The following is an 18,449-nucleotide window of genomic DNA, read 5'->3' on the forward strand; positions in this document are numbered from 1 at the left end:
GTGTTGGTGTCGAGGCGGGTCATGGCAGCGTCACCGTGAACGGAGGCACCGGCTTGTCGATGCTGGGTTCGGTCTCGATCGACACCGAGTCGAGCGGGTCGGCGGCGGTGGCGGACGCGTACACGGCCACCACGAACACCTTCTGCGCTTCGAGCGACGTGAAGGTGTAGTTGCCCCCGGCGTCGGTCTCGACGGTTGCCACGGCGACGCCGTTCGGGAACTGCGCCGGGTCGAACAGACGGAGCGTCACCGATTGTGCCGCCGGATCGAAGCCGTCGACCCGACCGCTCAGCGAGGCCTGCGCGCCGAGTTGGAGGTTGAGGTTCGGCGTCGCGGAGGTTGCGGTCACGTTGACGAGCACGACCACAGGGTCGGTTCCGATCTGGCTGGCGGTGAGGGTGTAGGCCCCCGGTTTGACGTTGCTGAACTGGAACCGTCCGGCGGGATCGTCCGCGGTCAAGAAGGTGCGCGTGGTCGCCCCGTCGCTCAAGGTCACGGTCGCCTGTGTGGCGGGGCCACCGCCGACGGCGTTCACGATGCCTTGGACCGTGGTCGACTCCGGCGACAGGGACACGTCGATCCCACCGATGTCCGTCGTGCCGCGGAACGGGTCCAGGTCGACGACTCGAACCTGGGGGATCACGTCGGGTCCGGTGAAGGTCAGCGTGTAGGTCCCCGGCGCTGGGAGTCCGACGAATCCGTACGAGCCGGCGGCGAGACCCTGGCTGACGACCGCGGTGCGGCGGACCAGATCGGCGCCGGTCAACGTGACGGTCAATCCCTGCTCCGGGACGCCGCTGACAGTCGATCGGCCCGAGATGCTGCCGGTCGCCGGGACGAGCCGCGCAGTGAGGTTGCCGATCTCCTGGCCTTCGGTCAACGCCACCGACCGGGTCTCGGTGAGATAGCCCGGCTTGGAGATCGTCACGGTGTACTGCCCCGGCGTGGGGAGGTCGCGAACCCGGAACGTCCCTTCGGCTCCGTCGGTCAGCGAGACCGTCTCGACCGTCGTGGTGCCGTCGGTCGCCGAGATCGCGACACCGCCGAGCGCCGATCCGTTGGACTCGCTGATCGACCCGGAGATGATGCCATTGCCGGGGCGGAGCGCGAGTTCCAGGTCGTCGAGGCTCTGTCCCGGTCCGAGCGTGACATCGCGGCGCTCTGTCGCGAAGCCGGGCTTCTCGACCAGCAACTGGTAGCTGCCGGGCGACGGGATATCGGGCAGGGTGAAGGACCCGTCGGGTGCGACGTCGACCGTCGCGACCAGCGCGTCTGCCTCCGGGTCGGTCTCGCCGGCTGCGACGAGTGTGATCGTCACGCCGGCGAGGTCGAGCGGGTTGTCGGCGTCGATCTTGCCGGTCACCTCGACGGGGAGCCCGCCGACGGCGACCGGATCGAGCGTGAGCTCCTGACCGAGAGCGACTTCGATCTCCTGGGCGTCATCGGGCGTGGGAGCCGCCGGGTACCACAGCGCTGCGAGCCCGGCACCGCTCAACTTGAGCTTGTAGCGCCCTTCGCCGAGGCTGGAGAGCGAGAACGAGCCCGCGTCGTCGGTGACGGCCGACGCGACGGGCGTCGTGGTGTCGTCGCTGACGAAGAGTTCGGCCTGCATGCCCGCCAGTCCTTGCGTGCTCGTCGCGCTGGTCAGCGTGCCGGTCACGGTTGCCGGGTTGCTCGGAACGACGGCGCCGCCAGCCTCGCCGCTCTCGAGTGCGGCGTCGATGAGTTCGTCGGTGACCGAGGCCTGCTCGACGACTCGGTCGAACGTGCGACTCAGGACCGCTGCGAACACGACGGCAGCGGTGAGCAGACCGAGGAGCGAGATGAGCCAGCGACCGATGCGCGGGCGTTGCAGGAACGTGCCGATCGTCTCGACCGTCACGCTCTCGGTGAGCCCGGCGGCAGATCCGGCCGTGTCGCTCTCGACGCCGAACGTGAAGGTTCGGGCGCGGATCTGTCCGAACCACGCTCGCCCGCCCTTCGCCGTGACTCGCACGACCTGGTCGCGGCCAGGTGGGACGATGACCGTCGGTGGATCGAAGGTGAACTCGGCGAGGTCCTCGGGATCGATGGCGAACGGACGAGCGGAGGCCACAGCGTTGCCGGTGTTGGTGATGACGATGCCGAACGTGGCCACTCGACTGCCGGTCACCATGGTCGGGTCGAGCGCGATGGAGGTCTCGGCACTCGGCGCGACGACGAGTTGGACGTTCGACAGGTTGAACGCCGTGGGGTCGTCGTCGGACACGACATTGATCGTGATGGTCCGCTGCGACGCGGGGTAGTCGAGCGGGAGGTGGACGCGTACGTCGATGTTGGCCGTGTCCCCCGGGAACAGCGACACGCGTTCGGGCGAGACCTCGACCCAGGTGGGGTCGAGACCGAACACCTGCACCGAGTACGCGTCGATCACGTCGGCGGTGTTGGTGATGGCCACGCTGATGAAGCCACCCTGTCCGGGCTCCACCTCCACGTGGTGGGGGAACGTCACGGCGTGCACGGCACTCACGAGATGACCTCTGCGCGCAAGGTGACCGACCGGTCGATGCTCGCCCCGGGCTGGATGTCGACCAGGACGACCCGCTGCTCCAGACCGGTGCGCTCGAACGTGAGGGTGTAGGCGCCCGCCGCGACCGACGAGAAGGCGAAGACGCCGGCGGGGTTGGTCGCGCTGAGCGTGCTGCGCCCCGTGATGCCATCGTGGAGCGTGACGATCACGTCGCCGGCGCCTCGTCCGTCGACCGACACGGTGCCGCGGACCTCGGCGGTCTCTCGCAGGAGTGTGACGGTGCCGACGCTTCTCGCCCCCGCCGCCAGCAACGTGCCGTCGACCGTCTCGGGCTGGTAGCCGTCGGCGATGATCGTGACGGCGTAGCGATTCGGGACCGGGAGCCCGGAAACGGTGAAGGTGCCCGGACTTCCGGTGGTGAGCGTCGCGGACTCGGCCGTCACGTCGCCACCGATCACCTCGACGCTGGCCCCACCGACCGGGACGCCCGACGAGTCGACGACGACGCCGTTGAGGGTGCCGTCACCGCCGACGATCGTGGCGACCAGACCGTCTCGAGCTTCACCGGGGTTCAACGCCAACGCCAGCGAGGCCGAGCTGTACCCGGCGCGCTCGAACGTGAGCACATAGGTCTGCGGTGTCTCCAGGCCGACGAACGCGAACGCGCCGGTGTCGCCGCTGGTCGGAGTATTGGCCTCGACGACGATGTCGCCGGCGCGGGCGGTGACGGTGACGTCGCCGACACGGCTGCCCGATTGATCGACCACGACACCAGCGAGGGAGCCGGTCGCCGCCGACATCCGCACGGTGTTGAGCACGGTGGACGCACCACCGCCGAGTTCTTGTCGCACCGTCTGGGTGTCGAAGCCGGGCCCGCTGATACTGACTTCGTAGGTCGCTGGTGTCGGAAGACCGTCGATGTCGATGCGACCGTCGGTCGTCTCCTGGGTGAACGACACGGGATCGGCGCTGGCAGCCGGGCTGGATCCGTCGTCGACGACGACTCCGTCACCAACGTCGGTACCCGCCGTCGGGCCGGTCGTGTCGGCGTCGACGATCGTCGCCGTGATCGTCAGGGGGACGATCGGAGCGTCGGCAGGCAGGGCCACCACGCCGACGAGGCGCCCCGCCTGGCCGCCCATCTGGATGTCGAGGCCCGTCGACGCGGCGAGTTCGTCGTCGGTGGCGACCGATGCCGGCACGACGGGAATCGCCGCCGCTCCGTCGGAGGTCGCGCTGTCCGGATACCAGACGTCGTCGAAGCCGTCGGCGCTGAAGCGGAGCTTGTAGGTGCCAGGCAGCAGTGCCGGAAGCGAGAAGTTGCCGTCGACGTCGGTCGCCACCGAGCCGACCGCCTGGAGTTCGTCGTCGCTGATTCGATTCGCTTCGACCGTGATCCGCTCGATGCCGTCACCGGTGGTCACCGCCGTGACCTGGCCGCTCGCGGTGCCGGCGACGGCGGCGAGCGGCATGTTCGCTGCGCCCCCGAAGAAGTCGGTCGCGAGGATCTTCGTCGGCTGGTCTCGGCCGCGAACTTCGCTCATCACCCACAAGAAGATCAGTGCCCACAGCACGATGATGGCCGCGAGGATCATGGCCGTGATCACGCCTCGCGGGATGCGTGGTTTCTGGTTGAACGTCGCCGTCTTCTCGACGACGGTCTCGCCCACCTGAGCGGACACGATGATCGAATAGGGGAGCGGCTGACCGAACCACGGGCGCGGCCCGCGCAGGTCGACCTCGACATCCGCCGATTCGCCGTAGGGAAGGACGAGGCTCTGCGGCTCGACCGTCGCGTCGATCACGCGGGTCGGCTCCCAGGCGTTGACGGTGACGTCGACGCCAGTGTTCGACCTGTTGTGGACGGTTGCGGTGAGGGTTGCCGAACCACCGCCCGAGACGATCGAAGGACTCAAGGTCACATCGAGGTCGAGGGTTTCGGTCACCGTCAGCCAGAAGTCCTGGACACCTTGGCGTTCGTCGTCGATCGTCGACACGATGCGGACGACGACGAGGTAGTCGCCAGCCGGACACGACTTCGGGATGTCGAACACCACGACGACGGTGTCGGTGGCGTCGGGAAACACGCTGACCAACGGGCGCTCGAGCCGGACCCAATCGGGATTGATGCCGTCGACGATGGCGGTCACCCCGTCGATCACCTCGCCGGTGTTGGTCACACCGACCTCGATCTGTGCGCTCTGTCCGGGCGTGACGGTGAGATGCGAGATCGCAAGTGCCGTCTTCATCGCCTCGGCTCCGCTGGCTCGCCGGATCCGGGTGAGCGGACCATCACTCGAACCGCACCCCGCCCGTCGACGGCACGGTCATCACCAGTGGCGGATCGACGTCGACCGTGATCTCGTCGTCGTCGACGGCCTTGAGGACGAACCGCCCCGTCGGATTGACGAACGTCGAGTCGACGCTCGACCGGACCACGGCTCCGATCGCCCCCCGGCGCTCGGCGTCGAGGACTTCGCCAGCGACGCGGCGACGCGGTGTCGAGCCGGAGAAATCGATGCCGTTCGTCGCCTCGGTGTCCATGCGTCCGATGGCCGTGCCGATCGAACTCACCGGCGGGCCGGCTTCGGTGAAGACACCGATGTCGAACTCGCTCGACACCACGATGTTGATGCCCGGTTTGACCTTGCCTTCGAGAGCCTTGAACACGTCCATGTGGTCCTCGCCGACTCTGGCGACTTCGATCCGCGGCGGCTCGAGGTGCCGCATCCCGCCGGGAACGAAGGCCGACGGCATCTGCCCGTGTGCCAGGAGCGATCTCACCAAGCCGGCGAGTAAGGCACGCTCATCGCCGTGGTCGCTGGTCCAGGCGGTCACGACGTAGCGCAGTTCCATGACCGGGAACGCCGGCTGATGTACACGCACGCCATCGCGAACGACGGTGCGCAGACCACTGTTGGCGTGCTGGGTCGAGCGCCGGATGTCCCAGAGGAAGATGTTGACCGTCGGTCGCGTGAGCTTGGCGCTCCAGTCGCGATCTGGGGCTTCGAAGGCAACATCGACGTCGGTGGCGCTCAAGGGCACGGTGGCGCGCAAGAGCGCTTCGAGACTGTCGTCGATGTGCTCCAGCATCGTCGCCCTCCCAGACTGTTCGGTGGTGCGCGCACTGCGCGAACCACCGAACGAACACTAGCCGGGCCGCGCGGCGAAGCGGTGGTGCCCGTCCCCTGCGTATGCCAGGAGGTCGGGCGTATCCCGGGAGGTCGGGCTAGGGTTTGCGACGTGATCCACGGGAGAGGAGTCGGTCGACTCGCGTCGCGCGTGCTGCGGCCTGACTCACCGACTGGGCCGCGACGTCACGTCGCTGCGGGGCCGAACCCGGGCGGAGCGCGGCCGATGGTCATGGCGTTGACGCTGGCACTCGCACTCGTGGGTCCTGCGTGCTCGGGAGACGACGACGAGGGGCTCGGTCTGATCGACGTCGGCGACGAGGGGCCGGGAACGTGTCTCGACGTGCCGCTCGATCAAGGGCCCGACATCGAGCGTCTGCCGGTCATCGCCTGTGGGGAGCCACACAGCCACGAGATCTATGCCGTGGCGTTGGTCGACGACGACGTGTACCCAGGGTTCGAGGCGCTCGAGACGTTCGCACAGGCGCAATGCCTCAAGGAATTCGAGGCGTACGTCGGTGTCAGCGCGTTCGACTCCGATCTGTTCTACTCGTGGATCGTGCCCACGCTCACCAGTTGGGAGAGCGACAGCGACCGCGAGGTGCTGTGTGTCGCCGGCAACGGCAACGGTGCGCCGCTGGTGGGCACGATCCGCAACACCGCCCGCTGAGCTGTTCCGTCGTCGAACCGCCTCATGCTCGTGTCAACCGGACTGCTCGTCGGGCTGCTCGTCGTTCCAATCGTCATCGGCGTCCTGCCAGGCGTCATTGCGAGTCTCGACCGTCGAGCGCCAGTTCTCGGCTTCGGCGCGTGACGGATAAGGGCCCAGGGTCTGGTCGCCGGGACCCCGTTCGCTCGCCGGGACGGCGCGTTCACGGCGCAGATCCCAGTACCAGTCGGTGTCGTGCTGCATGTCGTCCACGGTCGTCATGTTTCCACGGACACAGCTGTCGGCGCGGACAGGCGACACCGGTCGTACGCTGAGATGGTGAGTGGCGATGCGATCGAGTCCAACCGAGTGAAGCTTCGGCTCGACCGATTGGTCGCCGGCGGAGAAGCCATGGGTCGCCTCGACGATGGCCGAGTCGCGTTCGTGCGTGGCGGGTTGGCGGGCGAGGAAGTCGACGCTCGGGTCCTGAACGACCGCAAGGACTTCGTGCGAGCCCACGTCGACAGCGTCGACGACGTGCTCGAGGCATCGGTGGAACGAGTCGTCCCGACATGTCCGCATCGCCGCGCCGGGTGTGGCGGATGTGGCTGGATGCACCTGTCGACCGCGGCGCAGTTCGACGCCAAGGTCGACATCGTCAAGGAGTCACTCCGGCGAATCGGCCGGCTCGACGACGGCGTCGTCGACGCTGTCGTGCGCGCGGGCGGCAGTGTGGAGCCGTTCGGCTACCGGACCACCCTTCGCCTCACGGGCATCGCCGCGTCCGACGGTGGTGGCGTCGGATTTCGCGAGGAGCGCAGCGACGAGGTGGTCGCGATCGATCACTGCCAGGTCGCGCACGAGAACATCTCGCGCCTGCTCCGTGATCTCGAGGTGGCCCCGGGCGTCGAGCTGACACTTCGGACATCGGTCGCGACCGGTGGGGTGACGGCGCGGTGGACCAAACCGGAAGACCGTCGCCGTCGGGGCGAGCGTCGTCGCAAGATCGCCGCTGACGCCGGTGGACGTGGCGCGGTGAGTGGGTTGCCGAGCGATGTGCACATCGGAGACCGAGCGTTCCTGACCGAGCGGATCGCCGGCGCCAACCTGATGGTCTCGGCGCCGTCGTTCTTCCAGTCGGGGGCCCAGGCAGCCGAGCTCCTCGTCGACGCAGTGGAGCGCACCGCGCCCGAACTCGGGCGTGCCAAGCATGCGCTCGACGCGTACGGGGGCGTCGGACTCTTCGCCGCCACCGTCATGCGTCCGGCGCGCCATGTGACGCTGGTCGAGTCGTCGCGGTCGTCGACGCTCGACGCGGCGGTCAACCTCGAGACCCGCAGCGCGTCGATCGTTCGAACCGACGTCGCCAAGTGGGTGTTGCCCGACGGTTCGCCACCGATCGACGTGATCGTGGCCGACCCGGCTCGCCCCGGCCTCGCCAAGCCCGGCGTCGGAGCCCTCGTCGCAACGTCGGCGCCCGTGCTGATCCTCGTGAGCTGCGACCCGGGCTCGATGGCCCGCGACGCGTTCCTTCTCGCCGAGGCCGGCTACCGCCTCGAATCGGTCGAGGTGCTCGACCTGTTTCCACAGACGCATCATGTCGAGACGGTGGCGCGCTTCGCCCGGTGACCCGGCCGACTCGGTGGCTGGTGGAGGCGCTCACCGTGCCGAACGTGCCGGTCACGAAGAAATTTCGATCATCCGTCATCCAGACTCCGAGCAGCTCCGTAGACCCGATGTGACACGAGACGACGCCGATGCATCCGATGCCGCGCTCGTCGTGGCGATCGGGCGATTTCACCAGCCGGCGCTGGCCGAGGTCTATCGGCGACACGCCGGGGCCGTGTTCGGACTCGCCAAACGACTACTCAGCGACCATGCGCGAGCCGAAGAGATCGTGCAGGAGGTCTTCTTGCGCCTGTGGAACGAACCGCATCGGTTCGACCCGGAGCGGGGCACGCTGCGCAGCTTTCTGCTCGCTCACACACACGGCCGTGCGGTCGATGTGATCCGTTCCGATGTGGCGCGACGCACCCGCGAGGAGCGAGAGGCAGCGCAGCGAGCCGACGCGGGGTACGACCTGGCACTCGAAGTGTGGGACATGGCGCTGGCGTCGCACGTTCGTGACGCCACGAACAAACTGCAGCCCGGCGAACGCGAAGCGATCGAGCTCGCCTATTTCGGAGGCTTGACGTACCGCGAGGTTGCAGCGAGGCTTGGAGAACCGGAAGGAACGGTCAAGAGTCGGATTCGATCGGGGCTCAAGCGGCTCCGTTCGGAACTGCTCGAGTCCGGTATCGGCACAGGGGCGGGTGTGGAATGAGCACGTACGACGACGGGACGATCGTGAACGACGACTGGAGTGACCCGCACGGCCTCGACGAGCTCCTCGGCGCGTATGCGCTCGACGCCGTCGACGACGACGAGCGGCGGCGAGTCGACGACTACCTGCGGATCAACCCGAAGGCGGCCCGCGAAGTAGAGCAGCACCGTGAAGTGGCGACGATGCTCGCCTTCACCGGTATGAACGCGCCCGAAGGCGTGTGGGCCAAGATCGAGCAGGAACTGGGATCTGCGCTTCCTCCGCCCGCTCCGGGTCCCGAACTCGCCAAGGTGCTGGCCATGGGCGGATCATCGCTCGCCGTCCCGAACCCTGTCCCGAATCCCGACTCGGACCGCGCCGTCGGGAGATCCTCGGCCACGGTGATTCCGATGCGCCGTCGCATGGCCACGTCGGTGGCCCCCTGGCTGGTGGGAGCGGCCGCCGCCGTCGTGATCGCTGTCGGCGCCGTGGCCTTGTTCGCCGATCGAAGCGATTCGAGGAGCCCGCTCGAGCAAGCGTATGAGGCGGCCTTGACCGACCGCGACTCGGTGACGGCCGAACTCGTCGCCGACGGAGCGTCGGCCACGGCGCTCGGGGTGATCGACCAGGACGGTCACGGCTACCTCGACGCGACGACGCTGCCGACGCTGCCCAGCGGGCAGACGTATCAGCTCTGGGGCGTGCTGAGCGAGACCGCCGACGTGGTGTCGTTGGGCATCCTCGGACCGAATCCGGAACTCGAGTTCTTCACGGTCGAGGGTGGCGTCGACGCGTTGGCGATCACGATCGAGGCCTCTCCGGGCGTCATCAGCGACGGTAATCCCGAGGGCGCGTTCGTCGGCACCGTGTCCTGACCCGCTCGTTACCCTGAGCGTCGTGCTCACACCTGTGCTGTCATCCGAAGTCTCCGGCGCGCTCGCCGACCGACGACCTGTCGTGGCCATGGAGTCGACGATCTACTCGCATCTCGGGCTGCCGTCGCCGGCCAACGCCGACGCGCTCGAACGGTGCAGTGCGGCGATTCGGGCCGGGGGAGCGGTGCCGGCGGTGTCAGCGGTGCTCGACGGGGTGGCCCGGCTCGGGCTGTCCGACGCCGAGCACGAGCGGATTCTGGGTCCGGCCCGCAAGATCGCGGAGCGCGATCTTCCGGTCGCCATCGCGCAACGATGGGAGTTCGGTGCCACCACGGTGTCGGCGTCGGTGTCGATCGCCGCGGCAGCGGGTGTGTCGGTGTTCGCCACGGGTGGGCTCGGTGGCGTGCACCGTGGCGCGGAGGTGACCGGCGACGTGTCGGCCGATCTCGACGCACTCGCCCGCCATCATGTGGTCACCGTGTCGGCAGGGGCCAAAGCGTTCCTCGACCTGCCGCGGACCCTCGAGTACCTCGAGACGGCGGGCGTGCCGGTCCTCGGCTGGCGCCACGACTGGTTTCCCGCCTTCTACACCCGCAGCTCCGGCCTCCCCGTCGCGCATCGCGTCGAGGCGGCCGCGGAGGTCGCTGGGACGTTCGCCAACATGGCGCGAACCGACGGCGGGGTGCTGGTCACCGTGCCGATCCCCGAAGCCGCCGAACTCGACGCCGCCGAACTCGACGCGGTGATCGATGCGGCTCTTGGCGACTGCGTCGAGGCGGGGATCGAGGGCGCCGGGGTCACGCCGTTCGTCCTCGCTCGGATCGCGACCGCCACCGAAGGGCGAAGTGTTCCGGCAAACCTCGCGCTCGCCGAGAACAACGCTGCGGTGGCCGCCGAGATCGCCGTCGCGATCGCCGGCGCTTGACGGCCGGTCGCGCTAGGACGTGAGTTCGGCGACGCGGCGCTCGACTCGGTCGAGGAACTCGCTGCGGTCCTCGTCGCTTCGCACGTCGACGCCGTAGAACGAGACCCAATGCGTTCGAGCGAGGGGATGGCACATCGTGCGGACGCTGCGGAACAGCGTCCGCTTCCCGCTTTCGCCCTGAGCGGCGTTCATCAGCTTGGTCGAGCCGTGGCTCGTGACGGCGACGATGCGGTGGATGTTGCGCAGCATCGGCCGGAGCCGGTCGGCGCCCTCGGGGAGTTCCCACGCGACTCCCGCAGCGAACACTCGGTCGATCCAGCCCTTGAGCATCGCGGGCTGGCCCGACCACCATGTGGGGTAGACGAACACGAGTGTGTCGGCCCACCGAAGGTCGTCGGCATGGCTCGCGAGTTCAGCAACGACACCGGGCTGCGTGTGCGTGCGGTGCTCCTCGGCGCTGAGCTCGGGAACGAAGCCTTCGGCGTACAGGTCGTGCAGGCGAACCTCGGCGCCGGCGCTCGCCAGGCCAGCTTCGACGCGTCGACGGGCCGCCCCGATGAGGCTGTCGTCGAGCGGATGGCAGTAGATGACCAGCACGCGGCGCGGTCGGGCTGCTCGGCGCCATGACCATGTCGGCCGTCGTGGCAGCTTCATCGCACACCCGCCATCGTGGCTTCGACATGCGCAGCGAACTCGAGGCGACCGGCATCGTCGGCGCTGTCGATCGCGTAGTGTCCCAGCCACGTGGTTCGCGTGCGAGGACCGCATGACAGTCGCAGCGTTCGTGTCAGAGATCGACGTCCGTTGTCGTTGATGAGCCGCACGTACCAGCGAGGCGAGCCGTAGGTCGAGATGCCGACGATGCGTCGGATGTTGCCGAGCCCGGGCCGGACCTTGCCCGACTTGTCGTCGAAGCGGAAACCGATGCCGGGGACGAGGACTCGGTCGAGCCAGCCCTTGAGGACGGCCGGGAGCCCGCTCCACCAAGTGGGGTACACGAAGACGAGCATGTCGACGGAGGTCACCAGGTCTGCGTAGCGGCGAACCTGGTCGTCGACGATGGGCTCGTCGGAGTGATAGGCCGCTCGCTCGGCAGGGGTCATCGCCGCCCGGAAGCCCTCGGCGTAGAGATCGATGTCGGTGACCTCGTGGCCGGCGGCTCGAAGTCCGGCGCCGGCGCGCCGGGCCAGTTCGTGGGTGTAACTGTCGACATTCGGATGGGTGACGACCAGTGCGACGTGCATCGGTTGCTCAGTCTGCCTCAGGAGCAGGGTGCGGTGCAGATCGAACTGGTGTCCGCAACGACTGGATCTGTAGCAGCGCCACGATTGCGAGGAGCAGGGCGAACGTCACGTTCGAGGCCGTGTCGCTGATCTGTCCGGCGATCGTGCTGCCGATCACCGCGCTGACGACTCCCGCAGCACCGATGGCGGCAGCGAGTCGGATGTCGGCATTGCGCTTCGAACGGTTGCGCCACGTACCCATCAGCGAACTGGGCACGATGACGGCCACCGAGGTGCCTTTCGCGACGACCGGCACCATCGAATACAACACGATCATCGCCGGGACCATCACGACACCACCTCCGATCCCGAGGAGCCCGGAGAGGGTGCCCGCCACGAAACCGATCACGACGAGTCCGACACCGCCCCACAGCGTGAGGTCGCCGCGACCCAGCGTCTCGTCGGAGAGGACGAGGCGCAGTGCGGTGGCGATCACGGTGACGATGAAGATGATCGTCAGCGGCGTCTTGGGGATCACCTGCAACAGGTGCGTGCCGGCGATGGCCCCGGCGACCGCTCCGGCCGCCAGCCAACCGGCGATCGCCCAGTCGACGTCACCGTTGAACGCATAGGTCGCCAGGCTGGCGCTCGCGATCGGCACCGTCGCCGCCAACGACGTGCCGTGCGCGAGCTTGCGTTCCATCCGGGTGATGGCGAGCAACGCCGGCACGATGATCAGCCCGCCGCCCACGCCGAACAGCCCGCTCAGCATGCCGGCCATGACGCCGATGACCAGCCCTCGCCAGGTCTCTCGCCGTTCGCCGGTCCGGTCGCTGTCGATGGTCACGGGGTCGCACCCTATTGGCGCGACCGCATGGCGCGACCGCATGGCGCGACCGCATGGCGCGACCGTATGGCGCGACCCCGTGGCGCGACCGCGTGGACCGACCCGCGACGCCGGCGACTCGCGCTCCGCTGTCAGGACTCGACGGCGCGAGCTGCGTCCTGCTTCTTGCGGAACGGACCGCGACGCTCGGTGATGTCGGTGTGAGCAGCGACGATGGCGCGGATGCGGTCGCCGTCGACCTCGTCGTGTTCACAGAGGGTGTCGGCGATGTCGTACAGCGCGTCGCGGTAGGTGTCGACCATGTACGCGGCCCGTTCGGCGCCTTCTTGCATGTACTGCTCGGCGGCTGCCCGGCTGGGCTCGTCGGCGAGGACCTTGGCGACGAGGTTCGCTGCCGTGGGCATCGCGGCCGCTTCGAGGCTGAGCAGCCCCGGACCGTTGCCGAGTTGCCCGACGAGCTGCGAGGCGATCGTCGTCGCCATCGCGAGGTCGGAACTGATGCCGCTGCTCGCTTCGCCGTACTCCTGGCGTTCGGCTGCGCGACCTGCCAACGCGACGGCGATGAGATCGCGAGCGTCGTCCGGGGTCTTGAGGAACCGCTCATCACTGTCGCCGTGGGCGACGAGGCCGAGGGCGGACGAGCGGCGCAGGATCGACGCCACCTTGACGTCGCGACGGGTGAGCACGGCGGTGAGGGCATGGCCGGCCTCGTGGATGGCGATGCGGCGACGCTCGTCGGGGTGATAGCCCATCTCCTGGGCGACGCCGACCTCGGTGACGAGTTGTGCCGACAACACGTCGGCCATCGTCATGGCGGTGCGCCCGTGGCGCAACGCGATGATCAAGGCTTCGTCGAGGAGTTTCTCGATGCGAACAGGGGTGTATCCCGCGCTCACGTCGGCGACGAGCACATTTGTCACGTCGTCGGCGTGTGCTTTGCGGTCGAGGTAGTACTGCGCGATCTCGAGGCGGTCCTTGCGGGCGGGGATGTGAAAGCCGATGACTCGGTCGAAGCGGCCGGGACGCAGCAGCGCGGGGTCGAGGTCAGCAGCCCGGTTGGTCGCGGCGACGATCAAGATGTTGGCCATCGGCGACTTGGGGCGCTTGATTCGGCGGTGCGGTGGGAGGTACTTGTTGAACCAGTCGACCCACATCGCCTTGAACTTGTCACGGCCACTCGGCAGGTCGAAGCTCTGCATCTGCACCAACAGTTCATTGACGACGCCGACGATGCCCTCACGCTGGCTGCCGGTGTTCATGCCGCTGCGGGCACCACCGATCGCGTCGAATTCCTCGATGTAGCCGATGGCCCCACCCTCTTCGCGGGCGGCCTTGCGGAGGTTCTTGAAGAACGTGCGGATCTTCTTGTTGGTCTGGCCGTAGTACATCGATTGGAATTCCGACGCCGACACGAAGTGGAACGGCACGCCAGCCTCGGCGGCCATCGCCTTGGCCAGATAGGTCTTGCCGGTGCCGGGAGGGCCCTCGAACAGGACCCCTCGACGAGGCTTGCCACCCATGACCTCCTCGAACGTCTCGGAGGCGAGGAACAGGTTCATGCTGTCGATGGCTTCGCGCTTGGTCTGCTCGGCGCCCACGACGTCGGCGAGGCGAACGTTGGAGTCCTCGGCCCGCAGCACCGTGTGCGGCGACCGCCCGGTGGTGAGGAACGGGATCAGGATGACCGCGCCGAGGATGCAGATCAGGCCGAGTGCGATGATGATCTCGGGATTGCCGGTCAACCAGCCGGGCATGCCGAGGCGGATCGGGTTGTCGGTGACGAGGCGGTAGAGCAGCCACCCGAGGATCGGGGTGAGCAGGTACAACTTGCGACGTAGACGACGCTGACGGACGCGTTCTCGGTTGGCGTTGGCGTCGATGTCGTCTCCCGACAACATCGCTCCGGTACTCAGCTTGGTGATGTCCATCTGTGTCTCGTTTCTGACCCGTTACCGGGTCGGCCGGTCGCCGATTCCCCGCACGTCTTCCCCGTACGTTCGACGTCGACACGTACCGTAGGCAGCGAGCACTGGGGGTGGGCAAGGCGCACAGGTCAAGCCTTGGTCAAGTTTCGGACCGGGATGGTGCGGCGAGCCCGATGCAGTCGCCCGTCGACCTCTCCCCGCGTCGGTGACGCCGATTCGTCAAGCCGACGTCGAGAAATCCCGAGGTGGAGTGGTCCGGGACGGTGGGGAGCAGCACCGGCAAGAATCCCGGTGATTCGTGCGTCGCATCGCGGTCGGCGCGCGCCGCAGGGTTACGCTGAACGGCGTGTCAGCGACAGATGCCCAGACCTCGACGGGTGGTGCCGGATTCGGCGCGAACTCGTGGCTGGTCGAAGAGATGTACGAGAAGTTCGTCCACGACCCCGACTCGGTCGGCGACCAGTGGCAGGAGTTCTTCGCCGATTACAAGTCGGGAGCGCCATCGGTCGCTGCGGCTGCGGCTGCGTCGCCCAAGGTCCGAGCGATCAGTGCTGGCCACGCTCCGGTTGAGGAACTACCCGCTCCCGCGGCCAAATCAGCACCTTCGCCCGCTCCCGCATCTCCGTCAGCATCGCCGTCTGCGGCCGCATCGGAAGCCGGAGCGAAGGGTGTCGACGAAGCAGGAGCCGAACCGGTCGGGGCGCCGATTCGCGGTGCCGGGGCGGCGATCGTCAAGAACATGGAAGCCAGCCTGGCGGTGCCGACGGCGACCAGCTTTCGCAATGTTCCTGCCAAGCTGCTCGAGGTCAACCGCAAGGTCATCAACGGTTTTCGCTCCCGAACCGGTCAGGGCAAAGTCAGCTTCACCCACTTGATCGGCTGGGCGGTCGTGCGCGCGATCGCCGACTCGATGCCCGGCATGGTCAACAGCTACGTCGAAGGTGACGACGGCAAACCGCGTCTCATCGAGAACAAGCAGATCAACATGGCGCTGGCGGTCGACAAGGAAAAGCCAGACGGCAGCCGCACGTTGCTCACCCCGGTGGTGCGTGACGCAGGCTCGCTCGACTTCGCCGGGTTCCTCGCCGCGTACGACGAGGTCATCCGCAAGGTCAGGAACAACAAGCTCACCGTCGAGGACTTCCTGGGGGCGAACATCTCGCTGACCAACCCCGGCACGATCGGCACCGTCCAATCCGTGCCGCGCCTCATGCCGGGTCAGGGTGTCATCGTCGGCGTCGGCTCGATCGACTACCCGGCGGAGTTCGCAGGAGCCGACCGGCAAAGCCTCGCCGACATGGGCGTGAGCAAGGTCGTGACCATCACGTCGACCTACGACCATCGCATCATCCAGGGTGCGGAGTCGGGGATGTTCCTGCAGCGCGTCAACGAATTGCTGCTCGGTGAGCATCACTTCTACGACGACATCTTCAACTCGCTCGACCTTCCCTACGAGGCGGTCAAGTGGCGCCCCGACACCAACCCGATGAACCGGGAGGAGGCCATGCTGCGCAAGCAGATGGCCGTCGCCAAGCTCATCCGAGTCCACCGTGTTCGGGGGCATCGCATCGCCGACCTCGATCCGTTGCGGTGGACCGAGCCGCACACGCCTCGTGAGCTCGATCCGGCCACCTACGGCCTGACGATCTGGGACCTCGACCGAGAGTTCCTCACCGACGGAGTAGGCGGCTCCGACAAGCTGACGCTCGGGAACCTGCTCGGTGTGCTGCGTGACGCGTACTGCCGCACGATCGGTGTCGAGTACATGCACATCCAGAACACCGACGAGCAGCGCTGGGTGCAAGAGCGAGTCGAGGCCCGTCTGGTCGAGTTCGACGGCGAGCAGAAGAAGCGGATCCTCGAGCGTCTCAACGCCGCGGAGTCGTTCGAGAAGTTCCTTGCCACCAAGTACGTCGGCACCAAGCGCTTCGGGATCGAAGGCGCGGAGTCGGCGATCCCGATCCTCGACGAGATCCTCGGGCGCGCGGCCGATGCCGGGCTCGATTCGGCGATCCTCGGGATGGCCCACCGCGGTCGGCTCAACGTGCTTGCCAACATCATGGGCAAGAGCTACGAGGCGATCTTCTCGGAGTTCGAAGGTCACCTCGACCCGACCTCCGTCCAGGGCTCTGGCGACGTGAAGTATCACCTGGGCACCAAGGGCGTCTATGTCAGCCCGACGGGCTCCGAGATCCCGATCGAACTCGCTGCCAACCCGAGCCACCTCGAAACCGTCGACCCGATCGTCATGGGCATGGTGCGTGCGAAGCAAGACCAGATCGATCCGCCCGGATCCTTCCCCGTGCTGCCGCTGCTGATCCACGGTGATGCTGCGTTCGCTGGCCAAGGCGTGGTCGCCGAGTGTCTCGCGATGAGCGAAACCGGCGGCTATCGGATCGGTGGCACGATCCACCTGATCATCAACAACCAGATCGGCTTCACCACCGCCCCGCAGTCGGCGCGTTCGTCGCCGTACTGTTCCGACGTCGCCAAGACGGTGCAGGCGCCGATCTTCCACGTGAACGGTGACGACCCCGAAGCGTGCGTCCGGGTCGCCCAGTTGGCCTGGGAGTACCGTTCGACATTCAACAAAGACGTCGTCATCGACATGGTCTGCTATCGCCGCCACGGTCACAACGAGGGTGACGACCCGTCCTACACCCAGCCGCTCATGTACAAGGCGATCGCCGAGAAGCGCAGCGTTCGCAAGCTCTTCGTCGAGACCCTCGTTCGCCGTGGCGACATCACGCTCGACGAGGCCGAGCAAGCGCTCGCCGATTTCCACGACAAGCTGCAGGCGGTGCTCGACGAGACCCGCTCGCAAGCGCCGGTCGACTTCAAGGCCGCTCGTCCGCCGAGCCCCGTCGGCGTGCTCCCGCCGATCCCGACCGGCTCACCGCGCGCCACGCTCGATCGGATCTTCGAGCAACTGACCGCGGTTCCCGAAGGGTTCACGATCCACCCCAAACTCGCCAAGCAGTTCGAGGCCCGCGCCCAGATGTACGCCGGCGGTGAGGTCGACTGGGCCACTGCCGAGGCGCTCGCCATCGGCTCGCTCGTGATCGAAGGTCGCTGCGTGCGCTACGCAGGCGAAGACACCCGCCGCGGGACGTTCAGCCATCGTCATGCTGCTCTGATCGACTACAACACGGGTGAGCCGTTCATCCCGCTCGACAATCTCGAGGGAACCGACGCTCGCTTCTGGGTCTTCGATTCGCTGTTGTCGGAGTACGCGGCGTTGGGCTTCGAGTACGGCTACAGCCACTCGAACAGCGAGGCGCTGGTCGTGTGGGAAGCGCAGTTCGGCGACTTCATCAACGGCGCCCAGATCATCATCGACCAGTACATCGTGGCGGCGGAAGACAAGTGGAAGCAGCAGAACGGCGTCGTGCTGTTGCTCCCGCACGGCTACGAAGGCCAAGGCCCGGAGCACAGCTCGGCTCGTGTCGAACGCTTCTTGACCCTCGCCGCCGAAGACAACATGCAAGTCGTCAACACGACGACGGCGGCGAACTTCTTCCACCTGCTGCGTCGCCAGGTCCACCAGGAGCGGCGCACGCCGCTGATCGTGTTCTCACCGAAGCAGGGGCTGCGGATGAAGCAGACCCGGTCGTCGATCGAGGAACTGACCAACGGTTCGTTCCGGGAGGTCCTCGACGATCCGGGTGACATCGATCCCGAGAAGGTGCAGCGCATCGTGTTCTGCTCGGGCAAGGTCGCCTGGGACGCGATCGACGAGCGCGATACGAAGCAGGTTCCGGCTGCGATCGTGCGGATCGAACAGCTCTATCCGCTGCCGACCGAGCAGATGCTGAGCATCCTCAAGCGGTACCCGAATGCTCGCGAGCTGCGCTGGCTCCAGGAGGAACCCGAGAACATGGGCGCCTGGAATTTCATCGAGCACCACACGTGGCGGATCAAGGAACAGGGCTACGACCTGCGCCACGTCGCGAGGGTCGAATCGGGAAGCCCGGCAACCGGCTCGAAGAAGATCCACGACCAAGAGCTCGCCGATCTGATGGAGCGCGTCTTCGCCGACATGTGATGGCACGTGATTCGGCGC

General features: G+C 67.3%; 14 protein-coding genes. 6 read left to right on the forward strand and 8 right to left on the reverse strand.

Annotated features, from left to right (window positions below; all coding sequences use genetic code 11):
• Positions 1–19 precede the first annotated feature (19 nt).
• From ACE37B_RS00050 to ACE37B_RS00060, 3 genes are read right to left on the reverse strand one after another with little or no spacing between them, the layout of a single operon-like run.
• The gene (locus tag ACE37B_RS00050; protein ID WP_409921240.1) at positions 20–2,509 is read right to left on the reverse strand and encodes a carboxypeptidase regulatory-like domain-containing protein; all 2,490 of its coding nucleotides are present in this window, start codon (positions 2,507–2,509) and stop codon (positions 20–22) included.
• Positions 2,506–4,758, reverse strand: a complete 2,253-nt coding sequence (locus ACE37B_RS00055) for a carboxypeptidase regulatory-like domain-containing protein (protein WP_409921241.1) — start codon at positions 4,756–4,758, stop codon at positions 2,506–2,508. Before ACE37B_RS00055 ends, ACE37B_RS00050 begins: the two co-directional genes overlap by 4 nt.
• A gap of 43 nt (positions 4,759–4,801) precedes the next feature.
• A complete protein-coding gene (locus ACE37B_RS00060) occupies positions 4,802–5,602 on the reverse strand; it encodes a DUF4255 domain-containing protein (protein ID WP_409921242.1) in 801 nt (266 codons plus the stop codon).
• A 270-nt stretch (positions 5,603–5,872) separates the two neighbouring features.
• Between ACE37B_RS00060 and ACE37B_RS00065 the strand changes: the two genes are divergently transcribed.
• Positions 5,873–6,310 carry a septum formation family protein gene (locus ACE37B_RS00065; RefSeq protein ID WP_409921243.1) on the forward strand — a complete coding sequence of 146 codons (438 nt, stop codon included), beginning with the start codon at positions 5,873–5,875 and terminating at the stop codon, positions 6,308–6,310.
• 33 nt (positions 6,311–6,343) lie between these two features.
• Here ACE37B_RS00065 and ACE37B_RS00070 read toward each other — a convergent pair whose 3' ends face one another.
• Positions 6,344–6,571 carry a hypothetical protein gene (locus tag ACE37B_RS00070; RefSeq protein ID WP_409921244.1) on the reverse strand — a complete coding sequence of 76 codons (228 nt, stop codon included), beginning with the start codon at positions 6,569–6,571 and terminating at the stop codon, positions 6,344–6,346.
• A gap of 57 nt (positions 6,572–6,628) precedes the next feature.
• Here ACE37B_RS00070 and ACE37B_RS00075 point away from each other — a divergent pair, with 57 nt between their 5' ends.
• The 4 genes from ACE37B_RS00075 to ACE37B_RS00090 all read left to right on the forward strand — a co-directional run bounded on the left by ACE37B_RS00075 (position 6,629) and on the right by ACE37B_RS00090 (position 10,391).
• Positions 6,629–7,918, forward strand: a complete 1,290-nt coding sequence (locus tag ACE37B_RS00075; RefSeq protein ID WP_409921245.1) for a class I SAM-dependent RNA methyltransferase — start codon at positions 6,629–6,631, stop codon at positions 7,916–7,918.
• Positions 7,919–8,027: 109 nt separating this feature from the next.
• Positions 8,028–8,612 carry a sigma-70 family RNA polymerase sigma factor gene (locus tag ACE37B_RS00080; RefSeq protein WP_409921246.1) on the forward strand — a complete coding sequence of 195 codons (585 nt, stop codon included), beginning with the start codon at positions 8,028–8,030 and terminating at the stop codon, positions 8,610–8,612.
• Positions 8,609–9,466 (forward strand): anti-sigma factor domain-containing protein, encoded by an 858-nt coding sequence (locus ACE37B_RS00085; RefSeq protein ID WP_409921247.1) that lies wholly within the window; start codon positions 8,609–8,611, stop codon positions 9,464–9,466. Before ACE37B_RS00080 ends, ACE37B_RS00085 begins: the two co-directional genes overlap by 4 nt.
• A gap of 22 nt (positions 9,467–9,488) precedes the next feature.
• On the forward strand, positions 9,489–10,391 hold the full coding sequence (locus ACE37B_RS00090) for a pseudouridine-5'-phosphate glycosidase (protein ID WP_409921248.1): 903 nt from the start codon (positions 9,489–9,491) through the stop codon (positions 10,389–10,391).
• Positions 10,392–10,403: 12 nt separating this feature from the next.
• On the opposite strand, the gene ACE37B_RS00095 is transcribed toward ACE37B_RS00090, so the two are convergent.
• The 4 genes from ACE37B_RS00095 to ACE37B_RS00110 all read right to left on the reverse strand — a co-directional run bounded on the left by ACE37B_RS00095 (position 10,404) and on the right by ACE37B_RS00110 (position 14,389).
• A complete protein-coding gene (locus ACE37B_RS00095) occupies positions 10,404–11,045 on the reverse strand; it encodes an NAD(P)H-dependent oxidoreductase (protein WP_409921249.1) in 642 nt (213 codons plus the stop codon).
• On the reverse strand, positions 11,042–11,635 hold the full coding sequence (locus ACE37B_RS00100; protein WP_409921250.1) for an NAD(P)H-dependent oxidoreductase: 594 nt from the start codon (positions 11,633–11,635) through the stop codon (positions 11,042–11,044). Before ACE37B_RS00100 ends, ACE37B_RS00095 begins: the two co-directional genes overlap by 4 nt.
• A 7-nt stretch (positions 11,636–11,642) precedes the next feature.
• Positions 11,643–12,461 (reverse strand): sulfite exporter TauE/SafE family protein, encoded by an 819-nt coding sequence (locus tag ACE37B_RS00105; RefSeq protein ID WP_409921251.1) that lies wholly within the window; start codon positions 12,459–12,461, stop codon positions 11,643–11,645.
• Positions 12,462–12,592: 131 nt separating this feature from the next.
• Complete coding sequence (locus ACE37B_RS00110) at positions 12,593–14,389, reverse strand: AAA family ATPase (RefSeq protein ID WP_409921252.1); 1,797 nt, start codon at positions 14,387–14,389, stop codon at positions 12,593–12,595.
• 343 nt (positions 14,390–14,732) lie between these two features.
• Here ACE37B_RS00110 and ACE37B_RS00115 point away from each other — a divergent pair, with 343 nt between their 5' ends.
• Positions 14,733–18,431, forward strand: coding sequence for a multifunctional oxoglutarate decarboxylase/oxoglutarate dehydrogenase thiamine pyrophosphate-binding subunit/dihydrolipoyllysine-residue succinyltransferase subunit (locus ACE37B_RS00115; RefSeq protein ID WP_409921253.1), 3,699 nt, complete (start codon positions 14,733–14,735; stop codon positions 18,429–18,431).
• The last annotated feature ends 18 nt before the right edge of the window (positions 18,432–18,449 follow it).

Source organism: Ilumatobacter sp. (assembly GCF_046290335.1).
Taxonomy (GTDB): domain Bacteria; phylum Actinomycetota; class Acidimicrobiia; order Acidimicrobiales; family Ilumatobacteraceae; genus Ilumatobacter_A.

Bases quoted from the DNA above. Each gene is read 5' to 3' on its own strand.
- ACE37B_RS00055 (WP_409921241.1), bottom strand. From the start codon at position 4,758: ATGAAGACGGCACTTGCGATCTCGCATCTCACCGTCACGCCCGGACAG.
- ACE37B_RS00060 (WP_409921242.1), bottom strand. From the start codon at position 5,602: ATGCTGGAGCACATCGACGACAGTCTCGAAGCGCTCTTGCGCGCCACC.
- ACE37B_RS00065 (WP_409921243.1), top strand. From the start codon at position 5,873: ATGGCGTTGACGCTGGCACTCGCACTCGTGGGTCCTGCGTGCTCGGGA.
- ACE37B_RS00070 (WP_409921244.1), bottom strand. From the start codon at position 6,571: ATGACGACCGTGGACGACATGCAGCACGACACCGACTGGTACTGGGAT.
- ACE37B_RS00085 (WP_409921247.1), top strand. From the start codon at position 8,609: ATGAGCACGTACGACGACGGGACGATCGTGAACGACGACTGGAGTGAC.
- ACE37B_RS00095 (WP_409921249.1), bottom strand. From the start codon at position 11,045: ATGAAGCTGCCACGACGGCCGACATGGTCATGGCGCCGAGCAGCCCGA.
- ACE37B_RS00100 (WP_409921250.1), bottom strand. From the start codon at position 11,635: ATGCACGTCGCACTGGTCGTCACCCATCCGAATGTCGACAGTTACACC.
- ACE37B_RS00110 (WP_409921252.1), bottom strand. From the start codon at position 14,389: ATGGACATCACCAAGCTGAGTACCGGAGCGATGTTGTCGGGAGACGAC.